Consider the following 24,590-nt stretch of genomic DNA (forward strand, 5'->3'; position numbering starts at 1 on the left):
GATTTGAGGCTCGGACGCTTCGAGGGCGCGAAACATTTTATGTGGAGTGCCGGGCGTCGCCTCGGCGACTCGGCAACGGCTCAACAGGACCCCCTTCCCATGGCTTACAGCATCGATCTTTCGGGCCGCGTGGCCTTCATCACCGGCGCCTCCAGCGGGCTGGGCGCGCAGTTTGCCAAGACGCTGGCGCGCGCCGGCGCCGCGGTCGTGCTCGCGAGCCGCCGGCTCGAGAAATTGAAGGAGTTGCGCGCCCGCATCGAGGGCGAGGGCGGCGACGCGCACGCGGTCGAGCTCGACGTCACCGACATCGGCAGCATCAAGGCCGCGGTGGCGCGCGCCGAAACCGAGGTCGGCCCCATCGACATCCTGGTCAACAACTCGGGCGTGAGCACCACCCAGCGCCTTTCGGACGTCACGCCCGACGACTACGACTACATCTTCGACACCAACGTGAAGGGCTCCTTCTTCGTCGCGCAGGAGGTGGGCAAGCGCATGCTGGCACGCGCCGACGGTTCGGCGCCGGGCACCTACATCGGCGGGCGCATCATCAACATCGCCTCAGTGGCGGCGCTCAAGGTGCTGCCGCAGATCGGCACCTACTGCATGAGCAAGGCCGCGGTGGTGCAGATGACCAAGGCCATGGCGCTCGAATGGGGCCGCTTCGGCATCAACGTGAACGCGCTGTGCCCGGGCTACATCACGACCGAGCTCAACCAGGACCACTGGGCCTCCGAAGGCGGCGCCAAGCTCGTGAACATGCTGCCGCGCAAGCGCGTGGGCAAGCCCGAAGACCTCGACGGTCTGATCGTGCTGCTGGCCAGCGGCCAGAGCCATTTCGTGAACGGCGCGGTCATTGCGGCCGACGACGGGTTCGCGCTCTGATCCTCTCCATCAAAGCCCACCGATGAGAATCGAAATCCCCGAGAAGAAAAAGTTCGTGTTCGAGATGTCCATCCCCATCCGCTGGGGCGACATGGACGCCATGGGCCACCTCAACAACGGCACCTACTTCCGCTACCTGGAAACCGCGCGCATCGACTGGATCCGTTCGCTTGGCATCGCGCCTGAACCGGGCGGCGAAGGCATGGTGATCGTCAACGCCTTCTGCAATTTCTACCGCCAGATCGAATACCCGGGTGACGTGCTGCTCAAGATGTACGTGAGCGACCCGGCGCGAACCACTTTCGAGAGCTGGGCCACCATGGCGCGCGCCGAGGCGCCCGAGGTGATCTGCGCGGCCGGCGGAGCGACCACGATCTGGGTCGATTTTCCGAAGCAGAAGGCGCTGCCCCTGCCCGACTGGCTGCGCGCGGTGGTGAGCGACTAGGCGGGCCGCAGCACGATGCGCGCCTCGAAGCCGCTGGCGGCGCCGGGCGGCGGCGATGCCAGTTCGAGCCTGGCGCCGTGCTTCTCGACGATGGTGCCCACGATCGACAGCCCCAGGCCATAACCCGCGCGATCGGAGCTGTGGCGCACGTGGCGCTGCTGCAGCGTGGCGAGCTGCCCGGCGCTGACGCCCGCGCCGAAGTCGCGCACCGCGAGCGTGCAGGGCGCCATCACCTCGATCACCACCCGGCCGCTGCCGCCGTAGCGCAGCGCGTTCTCGACCAGGTTGCGCAGCGCGATCGCCAGTGCGTCGACGTCGCCCGAGGCAACGGGCGCGGCGTCGTCGGGCACCTTGAGCGCGAGCCGCTCGCTGATCTGCGGGTCGTTCCAGAAGTCCTGCGCCACGGCGCCTGCCAGCTGCACCAGATCGACCCGTGCGCGTGCGAGCGAGGCGCCCGACTCGGCACGCGAGAGCTGCAGCAGCTTCTCGGTGCGGTGGCTGAGCAGCTGCAGCGCGTCGAGCGCCGCCTGCACGTCGTTGCGCTGCAGGTCGTGCTCGAGCGCGGTCTGCAGCCGCAGCCGTGCCGCGGCCAGCGGTGTCCGCAGCTCGTGCGCCGCATTGGCGGCCAGCGCGCGCTCGACGTCGAGCGAGTGCGACAGGCGCTCCAGCAGGCTGTTGACGTGGTCGCCGACCGAGCGCAGCTCGCGCGGCAGGCCGGGCAGCGTGATGGGGCGCAGGTCGGAGCCGCTGCGCTTCTCGATCTCACCCGCGAGCTGCTGCAGCACGCGCAGCTCGTTGCGCGCCACCTTGCGCAGCACCAGCGCCAGCAGCGGCAGCACGGCGCCCAGCGGAATGATCAGCCCGAACAGCGTGCGGTTCAGCGCCGAGCGCCGCTCGTCGAGCGGATCGGCCACCTGGAAATACAGGCCCAGCGTGGGATGCCGCACCGTATAGATGCGCCAGGTCTGGTTGTTGGCGAAACCCGCGGCCAGCGGCACGTCGAAGGCATCGATGGGCGCCTCGGCCGAGCGCAGCAGCACCTTCTCGTGGATGTCCACCACCTGGTACATCACAGCGTCTTCCGAGAACAATTGCTTGGGCGCGATCAACGGCGTGTCCGGTGCCGCGCCCGGATGCTGCAGCTTGCCGAGCTCCTGCAGCGCCATGTCGAACATGCGGTGCGACACCTCGACCAGCTCGTTGTCGAAGTTGTGGTTGATCTCGCGGTCCACATACCAGACCACGGCCAGCACGCACAGCAGCCACACGCCGCCGACCCAGAGGATCAGGGTGCGAGTCAGGCGGCCGGCCAGCGTGTCGCGGCCGCCCTTCGGGCTTGCCGCGTTCATTCGTCGTCGTCAGCCGAGGTCGACAGCCGGTAGCCGAGGCCGCGCAGGGTCTGGATGTGGCTCTTGCCCAGCTTGCGCCGCAGGCGGCTGATGAACACTTCGAGCGTGTTGCTGTCGGCTTCGTCGCCGAAGCCATAGAGCGCGTCGGCCAGGTTCTCGCGGGTGTGGATGCGCTCGGGCCGGGTGGCCATCACGCGCAGCAGGGCCCATTCCTTCTGCGTGAGGACGACCGGGTTGCCGTCCTTGCGGACCCGGTCCTGGGCCAGGTCGATCTCCAGCGTGCCCAGATGCAGCACCGGCGAGCTGCCGGCGCTGCGCCGCCGCTCCACCGCGCGCAGCCGCGCCAGCAGTTCGGCCGGGTCGTAGGGCTTGATGAGGTAGTCGTCGGCGCCGGCGTCGAGGCCGCGGATGCGGTCGGTGACCTGGTCGCGCGCCGTCAGAACGATGACGATGGGCGGCTCGCGCAGCGCGCGCACCTGGGGCAGCAGCGAAAGGCCGTCGCCGTCGCCCAGGTGCAGGTCGAGCAGCACGGCGGCGTATTGCACCGAAAGCAGCGCGCCGCGTGCCTCGGCGAGGCTGGACGCCACGTCGACCACGAATGCCTTCGCAAGCAGGTAGCTGCAGACGGCGTCTGCCAACGCACTGTCATCTTCGACGAGCAATATGCGCACGCGATGTGGTCTTTCCAAAAAAACGCAGTCTAGCGCCGACTGTCGCGGGTCCGGGCGGCGTCAGTTCCCGTTCAGGGCCGCTTCAGGCTCGGTTCAGGCCGCGAACGTAGGCTCAGGGGGTTTCAGGCTTGCTGGTTTTCCTTCTGCTCATGACGCGTGTCCCGAATCTTCCGAATCCCTCGAATCTCCGCCTGGGAGGGCTGACCCTCCTTGCATTGGCCTTGCTGCTGGCGTGGGACGCCACCGGCGGCGATCTCGCGCTGGCGCGCCTGGCGGGCACGCCCATGGGCTTTCCGTGGCGCGACAACGCCTTCCTGGTGCACGTGATGCACGAGGGCGCGAAGAACCTGAGCTGGCTGTTCGTGATGGCGCTGTTCGCCGGCATCCGCTGGCCGCTCGGCATCCTGCGGCGGCTGCCCGTTCGCGCCCGGGCGCAGCTGGCATTCACGGTGCTGCTCTCGGTCGTTGCCATCAGCCTCATCAAGCATGCGAGCCACACGAGCTGCCCCTGGGACCTCAAGGAATTCGGCGGCGTGGCAAGCCATGTGTCGCATTGGGCATGGAAGGTCTACGACGGCGGCTCGGGCGGGTGTTTTCCGGCGGGCCATGCCTCCGCGGCCTTTGCCTACGCAGGCGGCTATTTCGTGCTGCGCCGGGTGTCGCCGCGCGCCGCCATCCTCTGGCTCTGCGCGTCGCTGGCCGCGGGGCTGGCGCTCGGCCTGTCGCAGCAATTGCGTGGAGCGCACTACATGAGCCATACGCTCTGGACCGCCTGGATCTGCTGGGTGGTGGGCTTTGCCATCGACCTGGCCGTTGCACCCCGCGCCTCCCGGTTGTCCGCAGCCCAAACCACGGTGTTGCATGCAGGCCCTTGATACCGCCCTGTTCGCGCTGATCAACGCCAGTGCCGCGGCACCGGCGTGGAGCATCTATTTCGCGCGCTTTGCCTCCGACGTGCTGCCGGCCCTGCTGGCCACCGCGATCATCGGCGCCGCGGCGCTCGACCGCCGGCTGCGCTATGCCTGCTTCACCGCGCTGGTCAGCGTGCTGGCGGTCTGGGTCTTCGTGAACGTGTTCCGCTCGGCCATGCCGTTCCAGCGGCCGGCCTTCTACGGCCTCGGCATCCAGTGGGCGCCGCAGGGGCCGCGGCCGGGTTTCCCCAGCCTGCATGCCGCCTGCACCTTCGCTGCCGCGTTCTCGCTGTGGTGCCTGCCGTGGCGCGCGCCCATGCTTGCCGCGCTGGCGGTGGCCGCGGTGGTCGGGTGGAGCCGCGTGTTCCTCGGGTTGCACTTTCCGCTCGACGTGGTCGTGGGGGCGATGCTCGCCGCGCTGGTGTCGATCGTGGTGGAGCGCGGCGTGAGCCGGCCGCTCAACCTGGCGCTCAGGGCCTTCATGCGGCCCCGGCTGAGGGCGAGAAAGGCGCGAATCTGAACACCGGCTGAACGCGCAATTCAGGCTGCCTTCAGTTGCGCTTCCTACAGTCGGTGCATGTCATTTTCAAGAATCGAACCCGCGCCCGTGCGGGGCGTGGGGCTGTCTGCAACCGGCGCGCCGCAACTGGCGTCCGCACGTGCGCTCTGGGCGCGCATCGACCTGTGGCTGGCGCGGCCCCGATCGGCACAGCGCGTGGTCGTGTGGCTCGCCATCTACCTTGCCGTGGCCGCCAACTGGCCGCTCTGGAACGAGCTCGCGCGCATCGGCGGCGCACCCAGCGCCTACCTGCCCACGAGCGCCGCCATGGCGGTGCTCATGGTGTGCGCCACGGTGGCGCTGCTGTCCTTCACGGCCTGGTCGCGCTGGATGAAGCCCTTGTGGTTCGCGGTGGCGCTGCTGGCCGCGTTCGTGCAGCACTACATGCTCGAATACCGCGTGGTGATGGACCCGACCATGATCGCCAACGTGCTGCAGACCGACCCGAACGAGGCGCGCGACCTCATGAGCTGGCGCATGGCCTACCACGTGCTGCTGGTGGCGCTGCTGCCGGGGCTGGCGCTCTGGCGCGCGCGCATCGTGCCGATGCGCTTCGCCTCCAAGCTCTGGCGCAACGCGGCGCTGCTGCTGCTTTCGGTGGTGGTGGCGCTGGTGGCCGCGGTGTCGATGAACCGGCAGCTCGCGCCGCTGATGCGCAACAACGTCCACCTGCGCTACATGATGAATCCGGTCGCGAGCCTCTACTCGGCCGGCTCGGTGGTCCTCAGGCCGATGTTCAAGCGCAGCCGCAAGCTGATTCCCATCACTGCCGGAACGGCGCTGGGCGCGAGCTACGCGGGGCAGGCGCGGCCGCCGATGTTCGTGCTGGTGGTGGGCGAGACGGCGCGGGCCGACCACTTCGGCCTCAACGGCTATGCGCGCAACACCACGCCCGAGCTGGCGGCGCGCGGCGTGCTGAGCTGGCACGACGTGCATTCGTGCGGCACCAACACGCTCGCTTCGGTGCCGTGCATGTTCTCGCCGCTGGGCAAGCAGGGCTACGAATCGCGCAGCGACGATTACGAGAACCTGGTCGACGTGCTGCAGGCCGCCGGGCTGGCGGTGCTGTGGCTCGACAACCAGGCCGGCTGCAAGGATGTGTGCACGCGCATTCCCAACGCCTCCGCCTTCGACACTCTCACGCCCGCGCAGAAGAGCGCGCTGTGCGACGGTGAGGAATGCCTGGACGACGTGATGCTCAAGGGGCTGGACGCGCGCATTGCCGCGCTGCCCGCCGAGCGCCGCGCGAAGGGCGTGGTGCTGGTCATGCACCAGATGGGAAGCCACGGGCCGGCCTACTACAAGCGCTCCGCGCCGGAGATGAAGCGCTTCCTGCCCGAGTGCAGGACCAACTCGCTGGCCGAGTGCGGCCATGCGGAATTGGAGAACGTCTACGACAACTCCATTGCGCAGACCGATCATTTCCTGGGCCAGACCATCGACTGGCTCAAGGTGCAGTCCGGCCGGTACGACCCGGCCTTGCTCTACGTGAGCGACCATGGCGAATCGCTCGGCGAGTACGGCCTGTTCCTGCATGGCGTGCCCTACAGCTTCGCACCCGAGGCGCAGAAGTACGTTCCGATGGTCACCTGGTTCAGCCCCGGCATGAGCGAGCGCCGCCGGCTATCGCGCCCGTGCATGGAAGCAGAGCTCGATGCGCCGCTCACGCACGACAACCTCTACCACACGGTGCTGGGGCTCATGGACGTGAGCAATCCCACCTACAAGCCCGCGCTGGACGCGCTCGCGTCCTGCAGAAGCAGGGCCTGAACCGCAGTGCGCGCTACTTATTTCTTCTCGCGGGGCAGCCGCCCCATCAGGAAGAACTCGGTGTTCGGCTGCATGCCGCTGAAGCTTGCGAGGCGGTTGCTCAGGCCGAAGAAGGCGGTGATGGAGGCGATGTCCCAGATGTCCTCGTCGTCGAAGCCGTGGGCATGCAGCGCGGCGAAATCCGCGTCCTCGACTTCATGCGAGCGTTCGCAGACCTTCATCGCAAAGTCGAGCATGGCGCGCTGGCGCGGCGTGATGTCGGCCTTGCGGTAGTTCACCGCCACCTGGTCGGCCACCAGCGGCTTCTTCTCGTAGATGCGCAGCAGCGCGCCGTGCGCCACCACGCAGTAGAGGCACTGGTTGGCCGCGCTGGTGGTGGTGACGATCATCTCGCGGTCGCCCTTGGTGAGCGAACCTTCCTCCTTCAGCATCAGCGCGTCGTGGTAGGCGAAGAAGGCGCGCCACTCGGCCGGGCGGCGCGCCAGCGCGAGGAACACGTTGGGAACGAAGCCGGCCTTTTCCTGCACCGCGAGGATGGCGGTGCGGATGTCTTCCGGCAGGTCTTTGAGCTCGGCGAGGGGGTAGCGGTCGGCCATGTTCTGTCTCCTGGGTGGCAATGCCAGGATCATAGGCAACTGCCCGCCCGCGGGGCCGATGCCTACTTCAGTGCTTTGCCCTGGGTTGCGCCCAGCGGCGTGTGCAGCTGCGAAGCCACCCACTGTCCCGTGTTGTCGTCGCGGCCCTGCAGCAGGTAGCGCGTGTCGGGCTTGCCGTGGTTCTGCACCGCCATGGCCGAGAACTTGCCGATGTCGGTCTTCGGGTCGCGCAGGCGGTTCACGATCAGCACCTTCCTCGTGTCGGCGAAGTCGGCCATCATGTTCTGGTCGCCCTCGCTGTCGCCTGCAATGAAGCAGGGCCCGTAGCCGTATTTGCTGACCAGGAAGCGCTGGATGTTCTTGGTCTTGCCGGGGCCCTGCGTCTGGTCGTAGCCGCGCCGGTACTCGGGCTGGATCACGCCATTGGCGTCGCGCTCCAGTTCCATCGCCAGCACGCGCTCGGGCGGGTTGTTGTAGCCGAAGGCGGGGTTGGACGAAATCTCCTTGATCACGTCGACGAAGGACGCCGAGCACACCCACACGTCGAAGCCTGCGTTGCGGAACGCGGCATAAAGCTCCTGCATCTCGGGCTGCAGCCGCAGGCCGTTCTTCCAGCTGACCGAGACCACGCCGGCCTGGCCCGGCAGTGCGGCCGGCGAGGTCCATTTCACCTTGGCCACGGGCTCCTTCAGCTGCCAGGCCACGGTGGCGGCCGTGAGCTTGCGCACCTGGGCTTCGGTCATGCCGACGAAGAGGTAGGTCACCCACGGGTAGGCGGTGTCGTGGTCGAAGGTGTCGCCGATGGCTTCGTAGAGATAGCGCACCTTGGTGGTGAATGCGATGTAGTGCGGGCTCAGCTTCACCGCGGCCAGCGGCTGGCTGCCCTTGAGTCCGCTGTAGTTCTGGTAGAGCCAGGTGTAGCTGGCCACGATGTCGGGCACCACGCGGTCGATGTTGACCGGCTGGCCGGCCGCATTGTTGTGCGCGGGAAGAAAGTCCTTCTTCGGGATGTTCTTGCGCAACGCCACCTCGAGTTGCGCCGGCGTGGCGCCGAACACCAGGTTCTCGAGTTGGTAGATCAGCGAGGCTTCTTCGATGTCGAGGAACACGCTGGTGTTGTCCCAGTCGAAGACCACGTAGGGCGGCCTGGTGGCGCTGTAGCCCGGGCTCGACTTGCCGAGGCTGGCGATCAGGCCTTCGATCTGTGCCCGGTTGAAGGCGTCCCAGTGGCCGGGCGAAAGCGCCGTGGACGCAGAGGGGGCCAGGCTGGCGCAGCCCGTGGCGGCGAGCGCGGCGGCGAGCGGCGTGAGAAGAATCAGACGGCGTTGCATTGAGTTCCTGTTGTTGTGCGGCGTTGAACGGAAGGCCGAGCGTAGTGAACGCCCGTGACACTTCGGCAGAGGCCTACGCATCAGCCATGCCAGCCTGGGGCCGGTTCACAGGCCCTGGGCACGGATGCGGTCGTACTGCTGTTCGATGAAGGCCGCCACGCGGCGCACGAGTTCGCGGTTTCCGCCGGCCGCCTCGACGCTGGCCGCGGCCTGCACCGAAACGGTTTCTTCGGTCCGGTCGATGATGTCGTCCGCCTCTGCCGCTGCCAGGCCGAAGTGGGGCGCCGCGCGGCGCGCCAGCGCCAGGCTCGATGCGTGCTGCCCCGGAAGGATGGCAAGTTCCTGGTAGCCCGTATGGCTGCCCAGCTGCATGACGAGATCGAAGGCTGGGGCCAGGCGCCAGAGGCCGTCGCCCTGCCGCAGGGCGCCATGGTTCTTGACGTGGTCGTCGCTGTTGCCCACCGCCAGGTTGAACACCAGGCGGCGAAACAGCTCGGTCAGGTCTTCCTGGGGCCGCCCCGAGATGCGCCGCAGCAGCTGTGCGAGTTCGACATAGCTGCCGCGGCTGGATTCATAGGGCACATCGAGCAGTGCCGAGGCCGACAGGTAGTGATGGCGCTGCTCGTCGTTCACTGGGCCGGTGCGATCGAAACGCTCCACCAGCAGGGCGTGGCCGGCGGCCAGGGGCTGCAGCAGGAAGGCAGGCACGCGGATGCCGCAGGCGCTGGCCAGCCACAGGGTGGCGGCCTCGATCACCTCCACATCGTGGTCGTCGCCGCGCGAGGAAAACTTGGCGATGTAGCGCCGCCCTTCGTGCGCAAAGGCCGCCTTGGGGCGCGCGCCACCGAGGCTGCCACCGCGCAGCAGCAGATGCATGTCGGGGCCGATCTCCATGCCTTCCTCGACGCGGCGCGACGCTTCGGCGAGTTCCTCCAGCGACCAGAGCATGGAGGGCGGTTCTTCGCTCTGGATGGGCAATGCCTCGGCGAACACCATCGCGCCGATGCGGTCCTCGTTGGTCAGCAGCAGAGCGTCGACGTCCGACAGGGGTTTGCGGTGCCGGATCTCGAGCACCTTGCGTCCCCAGCTGTCGGGCAGGGCATCGCGCAGCGTGAGCGGCATGGCGCCGCCCTCGCGGATGCGCCGCTCCGCAAGCGCGAAAGCGGCATCGCGCAGCGGCAGGTGCTCGGGATTGAGCGGCACGGCCGCGGGATCCTCGAGGTAGCGCCGGCCATAGGCGAATTCGCCCGACTCGACGACCCCCCGGCGAACGAGCTTCATCAGGCCGGCAGGCTGCACCTCGTCGCCCGTGTGGCGCGCGAGCCCGACGTAGATGCGCCGTTCGTCCCCGGCCTCGTCAGAAATCACGCTCGTCCTCGGCGATCACCCCGGCGGGCCTGCGTGCCACAGACCTGCGGACGCGGCGCCTGGCGGCCAGGCCCGCGGGTGCGGGAGCCAATGCGTCAAGCGAATCGATCTCGCCGAACAGCCACAGCGCGTGGGCCAGCAAGCCGATGCTGGTCGCCGGCTTGCCCGATTCGAGCGAACGCAAGGTGGTGGGCGAGCACAGCAGGCGTTCGGCCATTTCCGCGATCGTCCAGCCGCGATGCACCCGGTTCGCACGAAGGCGCAGGCCGAGATTCCTCAGGGGCTCAGCGGTCTGCTGGGGCAGGGCGGAAAGGCTGTTGCTGCTTCTTGTCATCAATAAAATGGCCATTAAGTGGCTTAATAACCATTGTATTGACTATTTTTGATCACTGCAAAACTGCGGTCAGCCAGGCAGGGAAGGTGCCGGGCGGCCGGGATCGAGCAGCGCGAGATCGCTCTCGTCCTTGAGCCCGACGCCGGTCAGCCCCCGGCGGAGGGACTCTCGCATCAGCCATGCCAGCTTGAACGCCGCAGCATCGCAGGGCAGGCCCTCGGGGCGCACGTTCGAGATGCAGTTGCGCTCGGCATCGTGGCGGCCGCGCCGGGGCGAATGGGTCAGGTAGATGCCGAGGCTGTCGGGCGAGCTGAGCCCCGGACGCTCGCCGATCAGCATCACCGAGAGCGCCGCGCCGAGCAGCTCGCCCACCTCGTCGGCCAGGGCGACGCGCGCCTGGGTGGCGATGACCACGGGAGAGAAGCGCGTCTCTGGCGGTAGTTGCGGGCGCAGTGCGGCCAGCAGCGGCGCGGCATGGCGCGCCACTGCGAGCGAGGAAAGGCCGTCGCCGATGACAAGGCACACATCGCAATCGCCTTTCGCGGTGGCCCGCAGGCGCTGCGCATCCGCGGGGTCGAGTTGCCGTCCGAGATCGGGGCGGCGCAGGTAGGTGGTGCGGTCTTCGGCGCGGCTGCGTGCCCGCGCCACATCCCAATGCTGCGCACGCAGCGTGGCTTCGAGCGCATCGACGTCGAGCGCCGCATGGATCGCATCGCGCGCCATGGCATGGGCCCAGCCGAAGCGCAGCGTCTCGTCGGTCGGCATGCCGGCGCCGGCGCGGCCCAGCGCGAGGCGCGCGGGCGTGGCCGAACGCCACTGCGCCCAGGGATTCGGTGTGACCGCGTCCTTGCTCATGGCGCGAGCGCGGCCAGGCCGCTCATGTCCGCCAGCAGGCGGTTGGCCGAGGGCGGCGCGAGTTGCCCCGCCGCATCGGTGATCTGCATGCGCTGCAGCCAGGCCTCGAATTCGGGTGCGCGCTTCAGGCCCAGCGTCTGGCGCAGGAACAGCGCGTCGTGGAACGAGGTGCTCTGGTAGTTGAGCATCACGTCGTCGGCGCCCGGAATGCCCATGATGAAGCTGATGCCCGCGGTGCCCAGCAGCACCAGCAGGTTGTCCATGTCGTCCTGGTCGGCCTCGGCATGGTTGGTGTAGCAGATGTCGCAGCCGATGGGCAGGCCCAGCAGCTTGCCGCAGCAATGGTCTTCGAGGCCGGCGCGGATGATCTGCTTGCCGTCATACAGGTATTCAGGCCCGATGAAGCCGACCACCGTGTTGATGAGCAGCGGCTTGTAGCGCCGCGCCAGCGCATAGGCGCGCACCTCGCAGGTCTGCTGGTCGACGCCGAAGTTGGCATTGGCCGAGAGCGCGCTGCCCTGGCCGGTCTCGAAGTACATGACGTTGTTGCCGACGGTGCCGCGGTTCAGTGCCAGTGCCGCGGCATGGGCTTCGTCCAGCAGCTCGGGCGTGACGCCGAAGGACAGGTTCGCCTTCTCGGTGCCCGCGATCGACTGGAACACCAGGTCCACCGGCGCGCCGGCCTCCGCGAGCCTGAGCGTGTTGGTCACGTGCGTGAGCACGCAGCTCTGGGTGGGAATCTCGAAGCGCTGGATCACCTCGTCGAGCATGTGCAGCAGGCGGCCGAGCACCTGCATGCTGTCGGACACCGGGTTGAGGCCGATCACCGCATCGCCCGCGCCGTAGAGCAGTCCGTCGAGCGTGGAGGCCGCCACGCCGCGCAGGTCGTCGGTCGGATGGTTGGGCTGCAGGCGCACGGCCAGGTGGCCGGGCAGGCCGATGGTGTCGCGAAAGCGCGTGACCACGCTGCACTTCTTGGCGACCGACACCAGGTCCTGGTTGCGCATGAGCTTGGACACGGCCGCCACCATCTCGGGCGTGAGGCCGGGCGCCAGCGCCGTCAGCGCCTCGGTGGTGGCCTGTTCCGAGAGCAGCCAGTTGCGGAAGTCGCCGACCGTGAGGTGGGCCACCGGCGCAAAGGCCTCTGCATCATGGGTGTCGATGATGAGGCGCGTGATGTTGTCGCTCTCGTAGGGAATCAGCGCTTCGTTCAGGAACTGCTTGAGCGGTGTCTCGGCCAGCACGTGGCGCGCCGCCATGCGCTGCTGCGCGGTGGCCGCGCCGATTTCCGCGAGGTAGTCGCCCGAGCGCGCCGGGCTGGCCACGGCCATGACCTGCTTCAGGTCGTCGAAGGCGAAGACCTGGCCGGCGATGGTGGTGCGGTAGCGCATCTTTCCTTCTTCTTCACAGAGTGCGCGTCGAGGAAAGCATTTCGTCGGGCGCCGCCGCCTTGCGTTGTGCCGAGGTCAGCAGGAAGTAGCCATAGGCCGCCGCCATCAGCACCAGGAACAGGAGCGTGAGCATGGCGTTGAACCAGACCATGGCGCCGAGGCAGACCACGCCGAGCCCGAGCGCAATGGCCGGAAACACCGGATAGAACGGCGCGCAGTAGGTGCGCAGCAGGCCGGGCTCGCTCTTGCGCAGCTTGAAGAGCGCAGCCATCGAGATCAGGTACATCACGATGGCGCCGAGCACGGCCATGGTCACGATGTTGGCGGTGAGCGTCTGGCCGCCGAACTGCACCCACTCGTCGCTGAAGATGGCCACCACGCCGATCACGCCGCCCGCCAGCAGCGCGCGGTGCGGCGTGTCGAAGCGCGGGCTCAGGCCCGCGAAGTAGCGCGGCAGGTAGCCGGCGCGCGCCAGCGCGAAGATCTGGCGCGAATAGCCCATGATGATCCCGTGGAACGAGGCGATCAGCCCGAAGAGGCCGATCCACACCAGCATGTGCAGCCAGCCGCTGTTGTCGCCCACCACCGCCTTCATGGCCTGGGGCAGCGGGTCGTTGATGTTGGCGAGCTTGCGCCAGTCGCCCACGCCGCCCGCGAAGATCATCACGCCGAAGGCCAGCACCACCAGCGTGACGATGCCCGTGGTGTAGGCGATGGGAATGGTGCGGTGCGGATCGCGCGCTTCCTCTGCGGCCATGGCCGCGCCCTCGATGGCCAGGAAGAACCAGATCGCGAACGGTATCGAAGCGAAGATGCCCGAGATGGCCGCGCCGTTGAGCACGCTGCCGCCGGCCCAGCCGTTGGCGACGAAGTTGGCCATCGACCAGCCTGGCGTGACCACGCCCATGAACACGATCAGCTCGAAGATCGCGAGCACCGTCACGAACAGCTCGAAGGCCGCCGCGATGCCGATGCCGATCCAGTTGAGCGCTATGAAGATCACGTACGCACCCAGCGCGAACCACTTCGGATTGATGCCCGGGAACTGCACGTTGAGATAGGCGCCGATGGCCAGCGCGATGGCCGGCGGCGCAAAGACGAACTCGATCAGCGTCGCAAAGCCCGCCACGAAGCCGCCGGTCGGCCCGAAGGCGCGCCGCGCATAGGCGAAGGGGCCGCCCGCATGCGGGATGGCGGTGGAGAGCTCGGTGAAGCTGAAGATGAAGGTGGTGTACATCGTGGCCACCAGCACCGTGGCCACCAGGAAGCCGAGCGTGCCGGCGGTGTTCCAGCCGTAGCTCCAACCAAAGTACTCACCCGAGATGACCAGGCCCACTGCGATGCCCCAGAGCTGGACAGGGCCGAGGACCTTCTTCAGATGGCCGGTGCCTGCGGGAGCAGCAGCTGCGGCCGGCGTGACTGCGGTGGAATGCATGGGACTTCCTCTTTTTGCGGATGTTGACAGTGCGTATCCGGCAAAGCAAGGCCCGTTCCAACGCTGGCCATAATCGTGCCTTTCCAATCTCCCGAGGTGTTCAGTGAAGTCTTCCTCTTCTTCGTCTCTCTTCTGTGCCGCCCTGGTCTCGTTGTGCGCGGTGTCCGGCGCCTGGGCGCAGTCGGCGCCCGTCACCACGCCGAGCGGCCTGGTCTACCAGTCGCTGAAGGAAGGCAGCGGTGCATCGCCCGCCGCCACCGACGTGGTCAAGGTGCACTACCGCGGCACCTTCCCCGACAGCGGCAAGGAATTCGACAGCTCCTACAGCCGTGGCGAGCCGACCGAGTTTCCGCTCAACGGCGTGATCCCCTGCTGGACCGAAGGCGTGCAGAAGATGAAGCCGGGCGGCAAGGCCAAGCTGACCTGCCCGCCGGCCATTGCCTACGGCTCGCGCGGCGCGGGCGGCGTGATCCCGCCGAACGCCACGCTCAACTTCGAAGTCGAGCTGGTGTCGGTCAAGAAGCGCTGACCGGCAGATCCCGAGAACTCAACTTGGCTGGAACTGGAACAGCCAGGTTTCCGTGAGTGTCTTGTCGCCGGTCTTCAGGTAAAGCCGCATGTCGATGGGCTCGTTGCCTTCGGGCGTGAAGTCGAACTGCGCGCGCCAGTGGCCCGGCACGCCGTTGGGCACGGCCTCGGCAAAGACGTAGGAGAACTTGCCGCGCGGTGCCGTCAGCACCAGCTCGGGCTTCACGCCGAAGGGCACGGTGGTGAGCGGCTGCCCGACGAACTCGACCATGAACTTGCGCACGCCCGGCGGGCGCGGCTGGCCCGGTTGTCCGCCGCGTCCGATGCGCGTGGCCACGCAGCGCGCGAGCGGCGAGGGAAAGGGCTCCTGGTCGGTCCAGTGCAGCCGGTACTGCAGACTGTAGCTCGCACCGGCCTTGGCATCGGCCTTGGGCACCCAGAAGGCGACGATGTTGTCGTGGATCTCGTCGTCGGTCGGGATCTCGATCAGCTGCACCGAGCCTTCGCCCCAGTCGCCCAGCGGCTCGATCCAGAGGCTCGGGCGCTTTTCGTAGTTGACGCCGTCCTGGTAGTTGTCGAACGCACGGTCGCGCTGCAGCAGCCCGAAGCCGCGCGGCCGGGTGTCGGCAAAGGCCGAGGCGCGCGTCTGCGTCGGGTTGTTGAGCGGGCGCCAGATGCGCTCGCCCGCGCCGTTCCAGATGGCCAGGCCGTCGGAGTCGTGCACCTCGGGGCGCCAGTCGATGGCGGTGGGCTTGATGGTTTCCGAGTACCAGTACATCGAGGTGAGCGGCACCAGGCCCAGGCGCGACACGTCGCGGCGAAGGAACAGGCGCGAGTCGATGTCCATGATCACGGCCTTGCCGCGCTGCATCACGAACTTGAACACGCCCGTGACGCTCGGCCCTTCGAGCAGTGCGTAGACGGTCATCGAGGTGGTGTTGTTCGCGGCCGGCGTCTCGAAATAGAAGCGCGTGAAGGTCGGGAACTCCTCGGGCTTGTCGGGCACCGCCACGTCGAGCGCAAGGCCGCGGGCCGACAGGCCGTACTGGTAGAGCTCGCCGATCGCGCGGAAGTAGGAGGCGCCCAGGAAGGCCACCCAGTCGTTCTTCTGCCAGTCGAGCTTGCCCTGGTCGCCCAGGCGGCTTTCCTGCAAGCGAAAGCCCGCAAAGCCCGCGCCGGCCGGCAGCGCGCGCGCCGGGCTGTCGGGCGGCATCGAGAAGTACGAAGGGCTGTAGAGCACCTCGCGTGCGAAGGCATCGCCATCGGAATTCTCGAGCACGTGCATGCGCACCGGTGTCTGGAAGAAGCGGCCGAGATGGAAGAAGGTGACGGGAAAGGCGCCCGGACCGTCGCGGAAGAGGGCGTTGGCCGGGTCGAACTTGATCTTGCCGTGCGCGTCGTAGTCGATCTTCTCGAGCACCTCGGGCGCGAGCGGCGCGGCGGCGGCATAGGGCTGCCCGGCCAGGCGCCTGGCCTGCGCCACGAGGCGGTCGAACGAGAAGGGCGAAGGCTGGCTCAGCTTCAGGCCGTTGGCGGCCAGTGCCTCTTCGGGCAGTCCAAGGGCGGCGAGTGCGGCGGCGGCACCACCTGCGGCAAGGAAGGATCGGCGATCAAGCATGTGTTTCTTGAGGGTTGCGGTCTTGGGAGTACGTCGTGGAGTACGAAAAGGAATGCGCGGAATGCGATGCGGCTGGAGAAACCATCCTAATGCAGCCGGCGCCAGGAATTTTCCGCGCACAAGAGCGGCGAGCATGCCGCGGCCGCGGGGCCGGGCGCGTCAGCCAAGCTGCGCGCTGCGCGCCGGACAAGGCCGGGATTTGAGAAATTTGTGCGTTTATGTATCGGCGTGGTCCGCCACGCCCAGCGCGTAGACGGCATAGAGCGGCACGCCGAGCAGCATCAGCGCCAGCGGCGCGAACAGGGCGTAGGCCAGCCCGACGCCTTCGAGCACCCGATAAGTGGCCTCGAGGCGCAGGCGCGGATGGGGCTGCGTCAGTTCGGCGGTCTTGCGCAGCCCCCAATGAAACTCCGCCCTGGTGGCGCGCAGCGACGGATGCTGCGCGGCGCGGCCCACCGCGAGCCAGCAGACGGCGTCGAAGGCCAGCACCGAACCCGCGGGTGCGCGCTCGCCGAAGGTCGCGAGCACGGCCTGCGCCTGCTGCGGCTGCAGGTACATCAGGACGCCTTCGGTGAAGAGGAAGACCGGCTGTGCCTGGCGCTTGCGCGGCAGCTCGAGCGCGTCCCACCAGCGGGGCGAGGTGAGGTCGAGGTCGCGCGCATCGTGGCGCGGGTGGGTCTCGGGAATCAGCTCGCGGCGCAGCGCCATCACTTCGGGCAGGTCGGCATCCGTCATGCGCGACCTTCCGTCGTCCAGCCACTGAAAATAGTGGCTCAGGCCGCAGCCCATGTTCACCACGCGGCCGCCCGGATGCTGCTTGAGGAATTCCTGCGCGAGGCTGCGAAAGCGCCGCGTGCGGCTCAGGATGCTGTAGATGGTGGTCCGGTCCTCGGGCAGCGGATGGCCTTCGTCGCGAATCTTCTCGAGGATCGACGCGGCATAGGCGTCCCGCACGGCCATCTGCGGAAACATCGCGTCGCCGGAAGCGCGCGCGGCGAGCGGAATCCGCAGGGTCGACGGCACGGCCGACAGGCCTCGCGCGGCTCTCTTGCTTGTTGTCATGGGCGCAGGCAGCGGGTCATGCGCAAGTCTGGCTGCTCCCACGCCGCGGAGCAAGTCAGCCTTTGGTTAGCCTGGCGGCTCGTGCCGGCCGCCATCGCTCCATCCTTACTTGGCTGTGGGCATTACGAACTCGGCGCCCTTGCCAATGCTCTCGGGCCAGCGCTGCATGATGGACTTCTGCTTGGTGTAGAAGCGCACGCCTTCCTCGCCGTAGGCATGCATGTCGCCGAACAGGCTGCGCTTCCAGCCGCCGAAGCCGTGCCATGCCATGGGCACCGGGATCGGCACGTTGATGCCGACCATGCCCACCTGGATGCGGCGGCTGAACTCGCGCGCCACGTTGCCGTCGCGCGTGAAGCAGCTCACGCCATTGCCGAATTCATGGTCGTTGACCAGGTCGACCGCGTCCTTGAAGCTGGCCACGCGCACGCAGGAGAGCACCGGGCCGAAGATCTCTTCCTTGTAGATGCGCATCCCGGGCGTGACGTGGTCGAACAGCGTGCCGCCCATCCAGAAGCCGTCGCCGCAGCCGGTACCGGCCTGGCTGCCGTCGAAGCTGCGGCCGTCGACCAGCAGCTTCGCGCCCTCCTTCTCGCCCTGGGCGATGTAGCCCGTGATGCGTTCATGTGCCGCGCGCGTGACGATCGGGCCCATCTCGGCCGCGAGGTTCTCGCCGTCGAGCACCTTGAGCGTCTTCGTGCGTTCCACGAGCTTGGGAATGATCTTGTCGGCCACGTCGCCCACCAGCACCGCCACGCTGATCGCCATGCAGCGCTCGCCGGCCGAGCCGTAGCCCGCGCCGATCAGCGCGTCCACCGTCTGGTCGATGTCGGCGTCGGGCATCACCACCATGTGGTTCTTCGCGCCGCCGAGCGCCTGCACGCGCTTGCCGTTGCGCGCGCCGGTTTCGTAGATGTAGTTGGCAATGGGCGTGGAGCCCACGAAGCTGATCGCCTTGACGTCCGGATGCTCGAGCAGTGCGTCGACCGCCACCTTGTCGCCCTGTACCACGTTGAACACGCCGTCGGGCAGGCCCGCCTCCTTCAGCAGTTCGGCCATGCGAAGCGACGGGGTCGGGTCGGTCGGGCTGGGCTTGAGCACGAAGGTGTTGCCCGCGGCAATGGCCACCGGGAACATCCACATCGGCACCATCACCGGGAAGTTGAAGGGCGTGATGCCGGCGACCACGCCGAGCGGCTGGCGCAGCGTCCAGTTGTCGATGCCGGTGGAGACCTGATCGGTGAAGTCGCCCTTGAGCAGCTGCGGGATGCCGCAGGCGAACTCGACGATGTCGATGCCGCGCGAGACCTCGCCCTGCGCATCGGTGAACACCTTGCCGTGCTCGGCGGTGATCATGTGCGCGAGCTCGTCCTTGTGCAGGTTCAGCAGCTCCAGGAACTTGAACATCACGCGGGCGCGGCGGATCGGCGGCGTGTCGGCCCACTTGGGGAAGGCGGCCTGTGCGGCGGCCACCGCGGCGTCGACGTCGGCCTGGGCGGCGAGTGCCACCTTGCCCGTGACCTTGCCGGTGGCGGGGTTGGTGACGTCCTGCGTGCGGGCGGAGCTGCCGGCGGCGTGCCGGCCGCCGATGAAATGAGCAATCTGTTGGGTCATGGGGTGCTGCCAAGGGTGAAGTGGTGTGCCAGTCTAGAAAGGGGAAGGGTCCCTGCCTAGACGCAAAAGTTGAACTGTTTGTTCGCTATAGTGAACAATCCCACCATGGATCTGCAAAAAGCTGAATCGCTCTGGATGCACCTGCACTGGCTGATCGTGCTCGGCCAGCAGGGCAGCTACACCGCCGCCGCGGCGCGCCTGGGCGTGAGCAAGGCCGCCATGAGCCAGCGCATCGCCGAGCTGGAGCGCGCCGTGGGCGTCACGCTGGTGCGCCGCACCACCCGCAGCATGCGGCTGACCGAGGCTGGTCAGCAGCTGGTCGACCAGACCCGCGAGCCCTTCGAGCGGATCGCCCACAGCTTCCTGGAGGCGCGGGACCATGCGGGCGAACCGCGCGGCCTGGTGCGGGTGACCGCGCCGGTGGCGCTGGGGCGTCAGCAGTTGCTGCCCAGGCTCGCCGACTTTCTGCTGGCGCATCCGTCGATCCGCATCGAGATGGAGCTTTCCGACCGGCTGAGCTCGCTGGCCACGGAAGGCTTCGACCTGGCGGTGCGGCATGCGGCATCGCCGCCCGACACGCACGTGGCCTGGCGCCTGTGCGAGACGCGCTCGGTGCTGGTGGCCAGCCGGGCCTACCTGCGCCGCCGCGGCACCCCGCTGGCGCCGCCCATGCTGACCGAGCACGATTGCCTGCACTATCCGCGCGGGCAGGAAACCAACGTGTGGTCGTTCGAGCGGCGCGGCGGCCGCGCGCGCCAGGCCGAGCGCGTGACCGTGCCCATCGCCGGTCCGCTGGCGGCCAACAACAGCGAGGCGCTGCGCGACGCGGCCCAGGCGGGGCTGGGCATTGCGCTCTTGCCTGACTTCAGCGCGCAGTCGGGCCTGCAGGCGGGCAAGCTGGTCGAGGTGCTCCCCGACTGGCAGCCGACGGGCGCCTTCGCCGACCAGATCTACGCCATACGGCCGTATTCGCTGCACATTCCGCGTGCGGTCAACCTGTTCGTGAGCCATCTGCGCGAGACGCTGAAGGCGGGGTTCGAGCTGCCTTAGGCTGATGCCTCAAGGAGACCGTTCCGGTCTCGTTTTCAGTTGGACGACGCCATCAACTGCCCAACCAGCAGTTGCGCCGCCGGCGACAAGGTCTCGCCGGTCTTGGTGGCCATCAGCAGCCGGCGCACGGCCCAGGCATCCCTGAGCCGCACCACCTTGAGGCCGAGCGCGCTCACCTGCGCCTTGCAGGCCGCGAGCGGCACCACGCCGATGCCGAGGTTGGCCGCGATCATGTGGCACATCGCATCGAAGCTGCGCACCTGCACGCGCAGGCGCATCGGAATGCCGGCCTGCTCGGCCGCGCGCGAGGTGAGTTCGAGCAGCGAGCTGCTGCGGTTCAGGCCCACGAACTCGTGCGCGAGGCAGGTCTTGAAGTCGGTCCGGCGGGTGCGTGCGAGCGGATGCTGCCGGGCGCACAGCACCACCAGCTCGTCGGTCTGGAACGGCGCCACGTCGAGCCCATAGGCCGGCGTGTTCTCGGCGAACACGCCCACGTCGGCCAGGCCATCGACCAGCGCGCGCACGATGTCGCCGCTCAGCTGCTCCTCGACCTCCACGCGAATGTCCGGGTGCTGGCCGAGGAAGGCGGCGAGCGTGGCCGGCAGGAACTCGGTGAGCGCCGACATGTTGGCCCACAGCCGCACATGGCCGCGCACCCCGCTCGAGTAGTCGCCGAGTTCGTTGCTGAACTGCTCGAAGCCCTGGAACAGCCGCATCGCATGCTGCATGGCGACGTGGCCGGCCGGGGTCAGCGCAATGCCTTGCGAGCTGCGCTCCAGCAGCTTCGAGCCCGTGGCCGCCTCGAAGTCCGAAAGCCGCCGGCTGGCGGCCGAGAGCGCCAGGTGGCAGGCTTCCGCGCCCTTGGTGATGCTGCCCGACTGCGCCACGGCGCAGAACAGGCGCAGCGTGACGAAATCGACGCGGGCAGGGTTGATGGGGACGGCCATCCTTCCATTCTAGAAAGCCTTCGCATTTTGCGAAGGCCTCCTGCCATCAAAGCAATTCCGTTCGCCGCGATCTGTTCCTAGAGTTGGGGCAACCCATCAGCAACCATCTTGTATGACCAACTCAAGCTGCCACCGCAAAGTCGTCGCGCCAAGGTTGCCTGGTTCTGGCAATGGCGTTGAGGATGATGAGCAGCTTGTGCATGCATGCCACCAAGGCGACCTTCTTTGGCTTGCCTGCGGCCAGCAGGGCCGCATAGAAGGCCTTGAGCACGGGATTGAATCGCGTGCCTACCAAAGCGGCGACGTACAGCACGCGGCGCACGTCCGCGCGTCCACCGAAGATGTGACGCTGTCCGCGCAAGGTGCCCGAGTCGCGGTTGACTGGAGCCAGGCCCACCAGGGAAGTGATCTGCTTGCGGTTGAGCTTGCCCAGTTCGGGCAATTGCGCCAGCAGGGTGCTGGCCGTGGTCGGCCCCACCCCCTTGACCGAGGTCAGCAAACGCGCCAGGTCTGCGTGATGTGCGTGCACGTGCTCGCGCAGCTCGCCGTCCATGTCGTGAAGCTGGGCGGCAATGGCATCCATGATCGCCAGGATGCTGGCCTTGGCCTTCGGATGAGCCAGTGCAAGGCGTTGGCGTTCGGCCACGAGCATGGCCACCAGCTGGCGTCGGCGGGCCACCATGGCGGTGAGCTCACGCTGCTGCTCGTCGGCCAGCGCGCGTGGCTCATGGCCCTGGGCGTCCAGCAGTTCGGCGAATCCGCGAAGCATCTGCGCGTCGATTCGATCGGTCTTGGCCAGCTTGCCCATACAGCGCGCGAAGTCGCGCGCCTGTCGCGGGTTAATGACCGACACGCGCAGACCAGCGGCTGCCAGCGCGAGCGCCAGACCCTGCTCATGGCCACCGGTGGCCTCCAACAGGATCAGGCGAGGTGCCAGCGGCACGAGCACCTGACACAACTCGGCATGACCGGCCTCGTCGTTGCCCAGGTTCAAGGTCTGTGTCTCGCCACTGGCGGCCACCTCGAAGCTGGCCTTGGCGATGTCGATGCCTACGTAGACAGGTTCACTCATGACAGTTCTCCGGCTCCCAGCCTTATGAATACGAAATGTGTTCGATCAACCATTCGGGATGCAGCAGAACAAAGAGACCACCACCGCGCGCCCTGTGCTGTAGGTCGAGCTCGGGCTCGCAGGAGACCCAGGCTGCGCGGTGGCGAGTCAACCCGTTCACTGATCGACGTGCTTTGCAGCACCTCGAGCAATGAAGTTTGAACTATTCGAAAGATATAAGGAGACAGACGCAAGATGAATGCACTCGAAGGCCTCAAGGTGCTGGAGCTCGGCCAGCTCATCGCCGGCCCGTTCGCGGGCAAGACGCTCGCGGACTTCGGCGCCGACGTGATCAAGGTCGAGCCCGCTGGCGTCGGCGATCCGCTGCGCAAGTGGCGGCTGCTGCGCGAGGGCACCTCGGTGTGGTGGGAGGTGCAGTCGCGCAACAAGCGCTCGGTGTGCCTCGACCTGCGCAGCGCCGAAGGCCAGCAGGCCGTGCGCGCGCTGGCGCTGGAGGCCGACGTGCTGATCGAGAACTTCAAGCCCGGCACGCTCGAAGGCTGGGGCCTGGGCTGGGAGCAGCTGCATGCGCTGAACCCGCGGCTCATCATGCTGCGCATCTCGGGCTACGGGCAGACCGGCCCGTACCGCGACAAGCCGGGCTTCGGCGTGCTCGGCGAATCGATGGGCGGGCTGCGCTACCTGAGCGGCGAGCCGGGTCGGGTGCCGGTGCGTGTGGGCGTCTCGCTCGGCGACACGCTGGCGGCGCTGCACGGCGTGATCGGCGTGCTCACGGCGCTGCACCACCGCACGGCCCATGGCGGGCAAGGGCAGTTCATCGACGTGGCGCTCTACGAGTCGGTCTTCAATGTGATGGAAAGCCTGCTGCCCGAGTACGACGCGTTCGGCGCGGTGCGCGAGCGCGCCGGCAGCGCCCTGCCGGGCATTGCGCCGACCAATGCCTACAAGTGCAGCGACGGCCACTATGTGCTGGTGGCGGGCAACGGCGACAGCATCTTCAGGCGGCTGATGCGCGCCATCGGCCGCGCGGACCTGGAAAACGATCCGCAGCTCGTGCACAACGACGGCCGCGTGCAGCGGGTGGAAGAGATCGACGCCGCCATCGAGGCCTGGACGCTGCAGCGCAGCCGCGACGAGGTGCTGGCGGTGCTCGATGCGGCCGGCGTGCCGGTCGGGCGCATCTACACGGTGGCCGACATCGCCACCGATCCGCAGTACCTGGCGCGCCAGATGATCGTCGAGACGGCCACCGCCGACGGCGAAATGCTCAAGGTGCCGGGCGTGGTGCCCAAGCTCAGCGCCACTCCGGGGCGCATTGCGCATCCCGCGCCGCGGCTCGGCGAACACACCGATGAGCTGCAGGGCGCGGGCTGGCCGGCGCGCCGCACCGAAGAAAGCGAGGCCGTATGAAAGAAGGCAAGGGCAAGCGGCTCTTCATCAACGAAGTGGCCACGCGCGACGGCTTCCAGATGGAGAGCCGCTTCATTCCCACCGACGACAAGATCGCGCTCATCGATCGCCTGGGCACCCTGGGCTACGCCAAGATCGAAGTGACTTCGTTCACCTCCGCCAAGGCGATTCCGGCGCTGCGCGATGGCGAGGAAGTGATGCAGCGCATCGTGCGCCGGCCGGGCGTGGTCTATACCGCGCTGGTACCGAACCTGCGCGGGGCCGAGCGTGCACTGGAGAGCCGCATCGGCGAATTCAACATCGTCATGTCAGTCAGCGAGACCCACAACCTCAGCAACCTGCGCATGACGCGCGAGCAGTCGTTCGCGCAGCTGGCCGAGGTCATCGCGCTGGCCAGGCGGGCCGGCGTGCCGGTGAATGTGTCGCTCTCCTGCGTCTTCGGCTGCCCGATGGAAGGCGAGGTGCCGCTGGCCGCCGTGCTGGAGTGGATCGACCGCTTCGCGGCGCTGCAGATGCAGGGCATCACGCTGTGCGACACCACGGGCATGGCCTTTCCCACGCAGGTGCAGGCCGTCTGCGAGGCCGCGATGGCGCGGCATCCCGGCCTGCAATGGACGGCGCACTTCCACAACACGCGCGGCATGGGGCTGGCGAACACGATGGCGGCGGTCGAGGCGGGCATCGAGCGGCTCGACATGTCGCTGGGCGGCATCGGCGGCTGCCCGTACGCACCCGGCGCCACCGGCAACGTCGCCACCGAGGACGTGGTGCACATGCTGCAATGCATGGGCTACGACACGGGCATGGATCTGGGCGGCCTGATCGATGCCGCCTCGGAACTCGAAGCGCTGGTGCAGCACGACTTGCCGAGCCAGGTTTCCCGCGCCGGCCATCGGCTCACGCGGCATGCACCGCCGGCGGATTTCAACGACATCGCGGCGCGTGCGCATGCGCGCCGCGCCAAGGAGCTGCACCCATGATCGACCATCTGGACCACCTGGTGCTCACCACCGCCCACGAGGAGGCCTGCACCCGCTTCTACGTCGACGTGATGGGCATGGCGCTGGAGACTTTCGGTGCCGACCGCAAGGCCTTTCGCTTCGGCAACCAGAAGATCAACCTGCATGTGAAGGGCCACGAGTTCGAGCCCAAGGCGCAGGTGCCGACGCCGGGCTCGCTGGACCTGTGCTTCATCGCGAGCGTGCCGCTGGAGGACGTGATCGCGCGGCTGAAAGACAAGGGCGTTCCGATCCTCGAAGGCCCGGTGATGCGGACCGGCGCCACGTCGCGCATCAGATCGGTCTACGTGCGCGACCCTGACCTGAATCTCATCGAGATATCCGAGCTGGCGCCCTGATGGGCTGGCTTCGAATGCAACCCTAAAAACACCGG

The 24,590-nt window shown here is 67.8% G+C and carries 24 protein-coding genes; 10 read left to right on the forward strand and 14 right to left on the reverse strand.

What is annotated here, in order from left to right:
- The first annotated feature begins 99 nt into the window (after window positions 1-99).
- Together L1081_RS04460 and L1081_RS04465 are read left to right on the forward strand one after the other, a co-directional pair.
- Complete coding sequence (locus L1081_RS04460) at window positions 100-882, forward strand: SDR family oxidoreductase (RefSeq protein ID WP_489415370.1); 783 nt, start codon at window positions 100-102, stop codon at window positions 880-882.
- Between the two features lie 22 nt (window positions 883-904).
- Window positions 905-1,327 (forward strand): thioesterase family protein, encoded by a 423-nt coding sequence (locus tag L1081_RS04465; RefSeq protein WP_489415371.1) that lies wholly within the window; start codon window positions 905-907, stop codon window positions 1,325-1,327.
- Here L1081_RS04465 and L1081_RS04470 read toward each other — a convergent pair.
- Window positions 1,324-2,676, reverse strand: coding sequence for an ATP-binding protein (locus tag L1081_RS04470; RefSeq protein ID WP_489415372.1), 1,353 nt, complete (start codon window positions 2,674-2,676; stop codon window positions 1,324-1,326). The genes L1081_RS04465 and L1081_RS04470 overlap by 4 nt on opposite strands.
- Complete coding sequence (locus tag L1081_RS04475) at window positions 2,673-3,347, reverse strand: response regulator (protein WP_489415373.1); 675 nt, start codon at window positions 3,345-3,347, stop codon at window positions 2,673-2,675. The genes L1081_RS04470 and L1081_RS04475 overlap by 4 nt, the downstream gene beginning before the upstream one ends.
- Window positions 3,348-3,496: 149 nt before the next feature.
- Here L1081_RS04475 and L1081_RS04480 point away from each other — a divergent pair, with 149 nt between their 5' ends.
- The 3 genes from L1081_RS04480 to L1081_RS04490 are packed head-to-tail and all read left to right on the forward strand — an operon-like array spanning window position 3,497 to window position 6,587.
- Complete coding sequence (locus L1081_RS04480; protein WP_489415374.1) at window positions 3,497-4,222, forward strand: phosphatase PAP2 family protein; 726 nt, start codon at window positions 3,497-3,499, stop codon at window positions 4,220-4,222.
- Entirely contained in the window at window positions 4,209-4,778 is a 570-nt protein-coding gene (locus L1081_RS04485; protein ID WP_489415375.1) for a phosphatase PAP2 family protein, read from the forward strand. The genes L1081_RS04480 and L1081_RS04485 overlap by 14 nt, the downstream gene beginning before the upstream one ends.
- Before the next feature lie 57 nt (window positions 4,779-4,835).
- The gene (locus L1081_RS04490) at window positions 4,836-6,587 is read left to right on the forward strand and encodes a phosphoethanolamine--lipid A transferase (protein ID WP_489415376.1); all 1,752 of its coding nucleotides are present in this window, start codon (window positions 4,836-4,838) and stop codon (window positions 6,585-6,587) included.
- A gap of 17 nt (window positions 6,588-6,604) precedes the next feature.
- Here L1081_RS04490 and L1081_RS04495 read toward each other — a convergent pair whose 3' ends face one another.
- The 7 genes from L1081_RS04495 to eat all read right to left on the reverse strand — a co-directional run bounded on the left by L1081_RS04495 (window position 6,605) and on the right by eat (window position 13,897).
- Entirely contained in the window at window positions 6,605-7,183 is a 579-nt protein-coding gene (locus L1081_RS04495) for a peroxidase-related enzyme (protein WP_489415377.1), read from the reverse strand.
- A 62-nt stretch (window positions 7,184-7,245) separates the two neighbouring features.
- Entirely contained in the window at window positions 7,246-8,514 is a 1,269-nt protein-coding gene (locus tag L1081_RS04500; RefSeq protein WP_489415378.1) for an HAD family hydrolase, read from the reverse strand.
- Window positions 8,515-8,619: 105 nt separating this feature from the next.
- Window positions 8,620-9,882 carry a HipA domain-containing protein gene (locus L1081_RS04505; protein ID WP_489415379.1) on the reverse strand — a complete coding sequence of 421 codons (1,263 nt, stop codon included), beginning with the start codon at window positions 9,880-9,882 and terminating at the stop codon, window positions 8,620-8,622.
- Entirely contained in the window at window positions 9,872-10,231 is a 360-nt protein-coding gene (locus L1081_RS04510) for a helix-turn-helix domain-containing protein (protein ID WP_489415380.1), read from the reverse strand. Before L1081_RS04510 ends, L1081_RS04505 begins: the two co-directional genes overlap by 11 nt.
- 54 nt (window positions 10,232-10,285) lie before the next feature.
- Window positions 10,286-11,071: an ethanolamine ammonia-lyase subunit EutC gene (gene eutC / locus L1081_RS04515; RefSeq protein WP_489415381.1), complete on the reverse strand. Its 786-nt coding sequence runs from the start codon at window positions 11,069-11,071 to the stop codon at window positions 10,286-10,288.
- Window positions 11,068-12,462, reverse strand: a complete 1,395-nt coding sequence (locus tag L1081_RS04520; RefSeq protein WP_489415382.1) for an ethanolamine ammonia-lyase subunit EutB — start codon at window positions 12,460-12,462, stop codon at window positions 11,068-11,070. The genes eutC and L1081_RS04520 overlap by 4 nt, the downstream gene beginning before the upstream one ends.
- 13 nt (window positions 12,463-12,475) lie before the next feature.
- The gene (gene eat, locus L1081_RS04525; RefSeq protein WP_489415383.1) at window positions 12,476-13,897 is read right to left on the reverse strand and encodes an ethanolamine permease; all 1,422 of its coding nucleotides are present in this window, start codon (window positions 13,895-13,897) and stop codon (window positions 12,476-12,478) included.
- A 103-nt stretch (window positions 13,898-14,000) separates the two neighbouring features.
- Between eat and L1081_RS04530 the strand changes: the two genes are divergently transcribed.
- On the forward strand, window positions 14,001-14,426 hold the full coding sequence (locus tag L1081_RS04530; protein WP_489415384.1) for an FKBP-type peptidyl-prolyl cis-trans isomerase: 426 nt from the start codon (window positions 14,001-14,003) through the stop codon (window positions 14,424-14,426).
- Between the two features lie 18 nt (window positions 14,427-14,444).
- On the opposite strand, the gene L1081_RS04535 is transcribed toward L1081_RS04530, so the two are convergent.
- The 3 genes from L1081_RS04535 to L1081_RS04545 form a co-directional block, all read right to left on the reverse strand.
- The gene (locus tag L1081_RS04535) at window positions 14,445-16,043 is read right to left on the reverse strand and encodes a glucan biosynthesis protein (RefSeq protein ID WP_489415385.1); all 1,599 of its coding nucleotides are present in this window, start codon (window positions 16,041-16,043) and stop codon (window positions 14,445-14,447) included.
- Window positions 16,044-16,259: 216 nt separating this feature from the next.
- Window positions 16,260-17,105 carry a class I SAM-dependent methyltransferase gene (locus L1081_RS04540; protein WP_489415386.1) on the reverse strand — a complete coding sequence of 282 codons (846 nt, stop codon included), beginning with the start codon at window positions 17,103-17,105 and terminating at the stop codon, window positions 16,260-16,262.
- 105 nt (window positions 17,106-17,210) lie between these two features.
- Window positions 17,211-18,719, reverse strand: coding sequence for a CoA-acylating methylmalonate-semialdehyde dehydrogenase (locus L1081_RS04545; protein ID WP_489415387.1), 1,509 nt, complete (start codon window positions 18,717-18,719; stop codon window positions 17,211-17,213).
- A 105-nt stretch (window positions 18,720-18,824) separates the two neighbouring features.
- Between L1081_RS04545 and L1081_RS04550 the strand changes: the two genes are divergently transcribed.
- A complete protein-coding gene (locus L1081_RS04550; protein WP_489415388.1) occupies window positions 18,825-19,769 on the forward strand; it encodes a LysR substrate-binding domain-containing protein in 945 nt (314 codons plus the stop codon).
- 35 nt (window positions 19,770-19,804) lie between these two features.
- Here the strand turns inward: L1081_RS04550 and L1081_RS04555 are convergent, their stop codons facing one another.
- Both L1081_RS04555 and L1081_RS04560 read right to left on the reverse strand, forming a co-directional pair.
- Window positions 19,805-20,716, reverse strand: coding sequence for a LysR substrate-binding domain-containing protein (locus L1081_RS04555; protein ID WP_489415389.1), 912 nt, complete (start codon window positions 20,714-20,716; stop codon window positions 19,805-19,807).
- Between the two features lie 121 nt (window positions 20,717-20,837).
- The gene (locus tag L1081_RS04560; protein WP_209503614.1) at window positions 20,838-21,788 is read right to left on the reverse strand and encodes an IS110 family transposase; all 951 of its coding nucleotides are present in this window, start codon (window positions 21,786-21,788) and stop codon (window positions 20,838-20,840) included.
- Between the two features lie 234 nt (window positions 21,789-22,022).
- On the opposite strand from L1081_RS04560, the gene L1081_RS04565 reads away from it, so the two are divergent.
- Genes L1081_RS04565 through L1081_RS04575 form a run of 3 tightly spaced genes read left to right on the forward strand, consistent with a single transcriptional unit; the run spans window position 22,023 to window position 24,555 of the window.
- Window positions 22,023-23,198, forward strand: a complete 1,176-nt coding sequence (locus L1081_RS04565; protein WP_489415390.1) for a CoA transferase — start codon at window positions 22,023-22,025, stop codon at window positions 23,196-23,198.
- Complete coding sequence (locus L1081_RS04570; protein ID WP_489415391.1) at window positions 23,195-24,178, forward strand: hydroxymethylglutaryl-CoA lyase; 984 nt, start codon at window positions 23,195-23,197, stop codon at window positions 24,176-24,178. Before L1081_RS04565 ends, L1081_RS04570 begins: the two co-directional genes overlap by 4 nt.
- Window positions 24,175-24,555 carry a VOC family protein gene (locus L1081_RS04575; protein ID WP_489415392.1) on the forward strand — a complete coding sequence of 127 codons (381 nt, stop codon included), beginning with the start codon at window positions 24,175-24,177 and terminating at the stop codon, window positions 24,553-24,555. The genes L1081_RS04570 and L1081_RS04575 overlap by 4 nt, the downstream gene beginning before the upstream one ends.
- The last annotated feature ends 35 nt before the right edge of the window (window positions 24,556-24,590 follow it).

The organism is Variovorax sp. MSC1_012 (assembly GCF_023667525.1).
Classification (GTDB): Bacteria; Pseudomonadota; Gammaproteobacteria; order Burkholderiales; family Burkholderiaceae_C; genus Variovorax; species Variovorax beijingensis_B.

Coding starts and splice junctions, on each gene's coding strand:
- L1081_RS04535 (WP_489415385.1), bottom strand. CDS start 16,043: ATGCTTGATCGCCGATCCTTCCTTGCCGCAGGTGGTGCCGCCGCCGCA.
- L1081_RS04470 (WP_489415372.1), bottom strand. CDS start 2,676: ATGAACGCGGCAAGCCCGAAGGGCGGCCGCGACACGCTGGCCGGCCGC.
- eutC (WP_489415381.1), bottom strand. CDS start 11,071: ATGAGCAAGGACGCGGTCACACCGAATCCCTGGGCGCAGTGGCGTTCG.
- L1081_RS04500 (WP_489415378.1), bottom strand. CDS start 8,514: ATGCAACGCCGTCTGATTCTTCTCACGCCGCTCGCCGCCGCGCTCGCC.
- L1081_RS04465 (WP_489415371.1), top strand. CDS start 905: ATGAGAATCGAAATCCCCGAGAAGAAAAAGTTCGTGTTCGAGATGTCC.
- L1081_RS04545 (WP_489415387.1), bottom strand. CDS start 18,719: ATGACCCAACAGATTGCTCATTTCATCGGCGGCCGGCACGCCGCCGGC.
- L1081_RS04520 (WP_489415382.1), bottom strand. CDS start 12,462: ATGCGCTACCGCACCACCATCGCCGGCCAGGTCTTCGCCTTCGACGAC.
- L1081_RS04540 (WP_489415386.1), bottom strand. CDS start 17,105: ATGACAACAAGCAAGAGAGCCGCGCGAGGCCTGTCGGCCGTGCCGTCG.
- L1081_RS04480 (WP_489415374.1), top strand. CDS start 3,497: ATGACGCGTGTCCCGAATCTTCCGAATCCCTCGAATCTCCGCCTGGGA.
- L1081_RS04495 (WP_489415377.1), bottom strand. CDS start 7,183: ATGGCCGACCGCTACCCCCTCGCCGAGCTCAAAGACCTGCCGGAAGAC.
- L1081_RS04560 (WP_209503614.1), bottom strand. CDS start 21,788: ATGAGTGAACCTGTCTACGTAGGCATCGACATCGCCAAGGCCAGCTTC.
- L1081_RS04460 (WP_489415370.1), top strand. CDS start 100: ATGGCTTACAGCATCGATCTTTCGGGCCGCGTGGCCTTCATCACCGGC.
- L1081_RS04510 (WP_489415380.1), bottom strand. CDS start 10,231: ATGGCCATTTTATTGATGACAAGAAGCAGCAACAGCCTTTCCGCCCTG.
- L1081_RS04565 (WP_489415390.1), top strand. CDS start 22,023: ATGAATGCACTCGAAGGCCTCAAGGTGCTGGAGCTCGGCCAGCTCATC.
- L1081_RS04570 (WP_489415391.1), top strand. CDS start 23,195: ATGAAAGAAGGCAAGGGCAAGCGGCTCTTCATCAACGAAGTGGCCACG.
- L1081_RS04575 (WP_489415392.1), top strand. CDS start 24,175: ATGATCGACCATCTGGACCACCTGGTGCTCACCACCGCCCACGAGGAG.
- L1081_RS04555 (WP_489415389.1), bottom strand. CDS start 20,716: ATGGCCGTCCCCATCAACCCTGCCCGCGTCGATTTCGTCACGCTGCGC.
- L1081_RS04485 (WP_489415375.1), top strand. CDS start 4,209: ATGCAGGCCCTTGATACCGCCCTGTTCGCGCTGATCAACGCCAGTGCC.
- L1081_RS04550 (WP_489415388.1), top strand. CDS start 18,825: ATGGATCTGCAAAAAGCTGAATCGCTCTGGATGCACCTGCACTGGCTG.
- L1081_RS04490 (WP_489415376.1), top strand. CDS start 4,836: ATGTCATTTTCAAGAATCGAACCCGCGCCCGTGCGGGGCGTGGGGCTG.
- eat (WP_489415383.1), bottom strand. CDS start 13,897: ATGCATTCCACCGCAGTCACGCCGGCCGCAGCTGCTGCTCCCGCAGGC.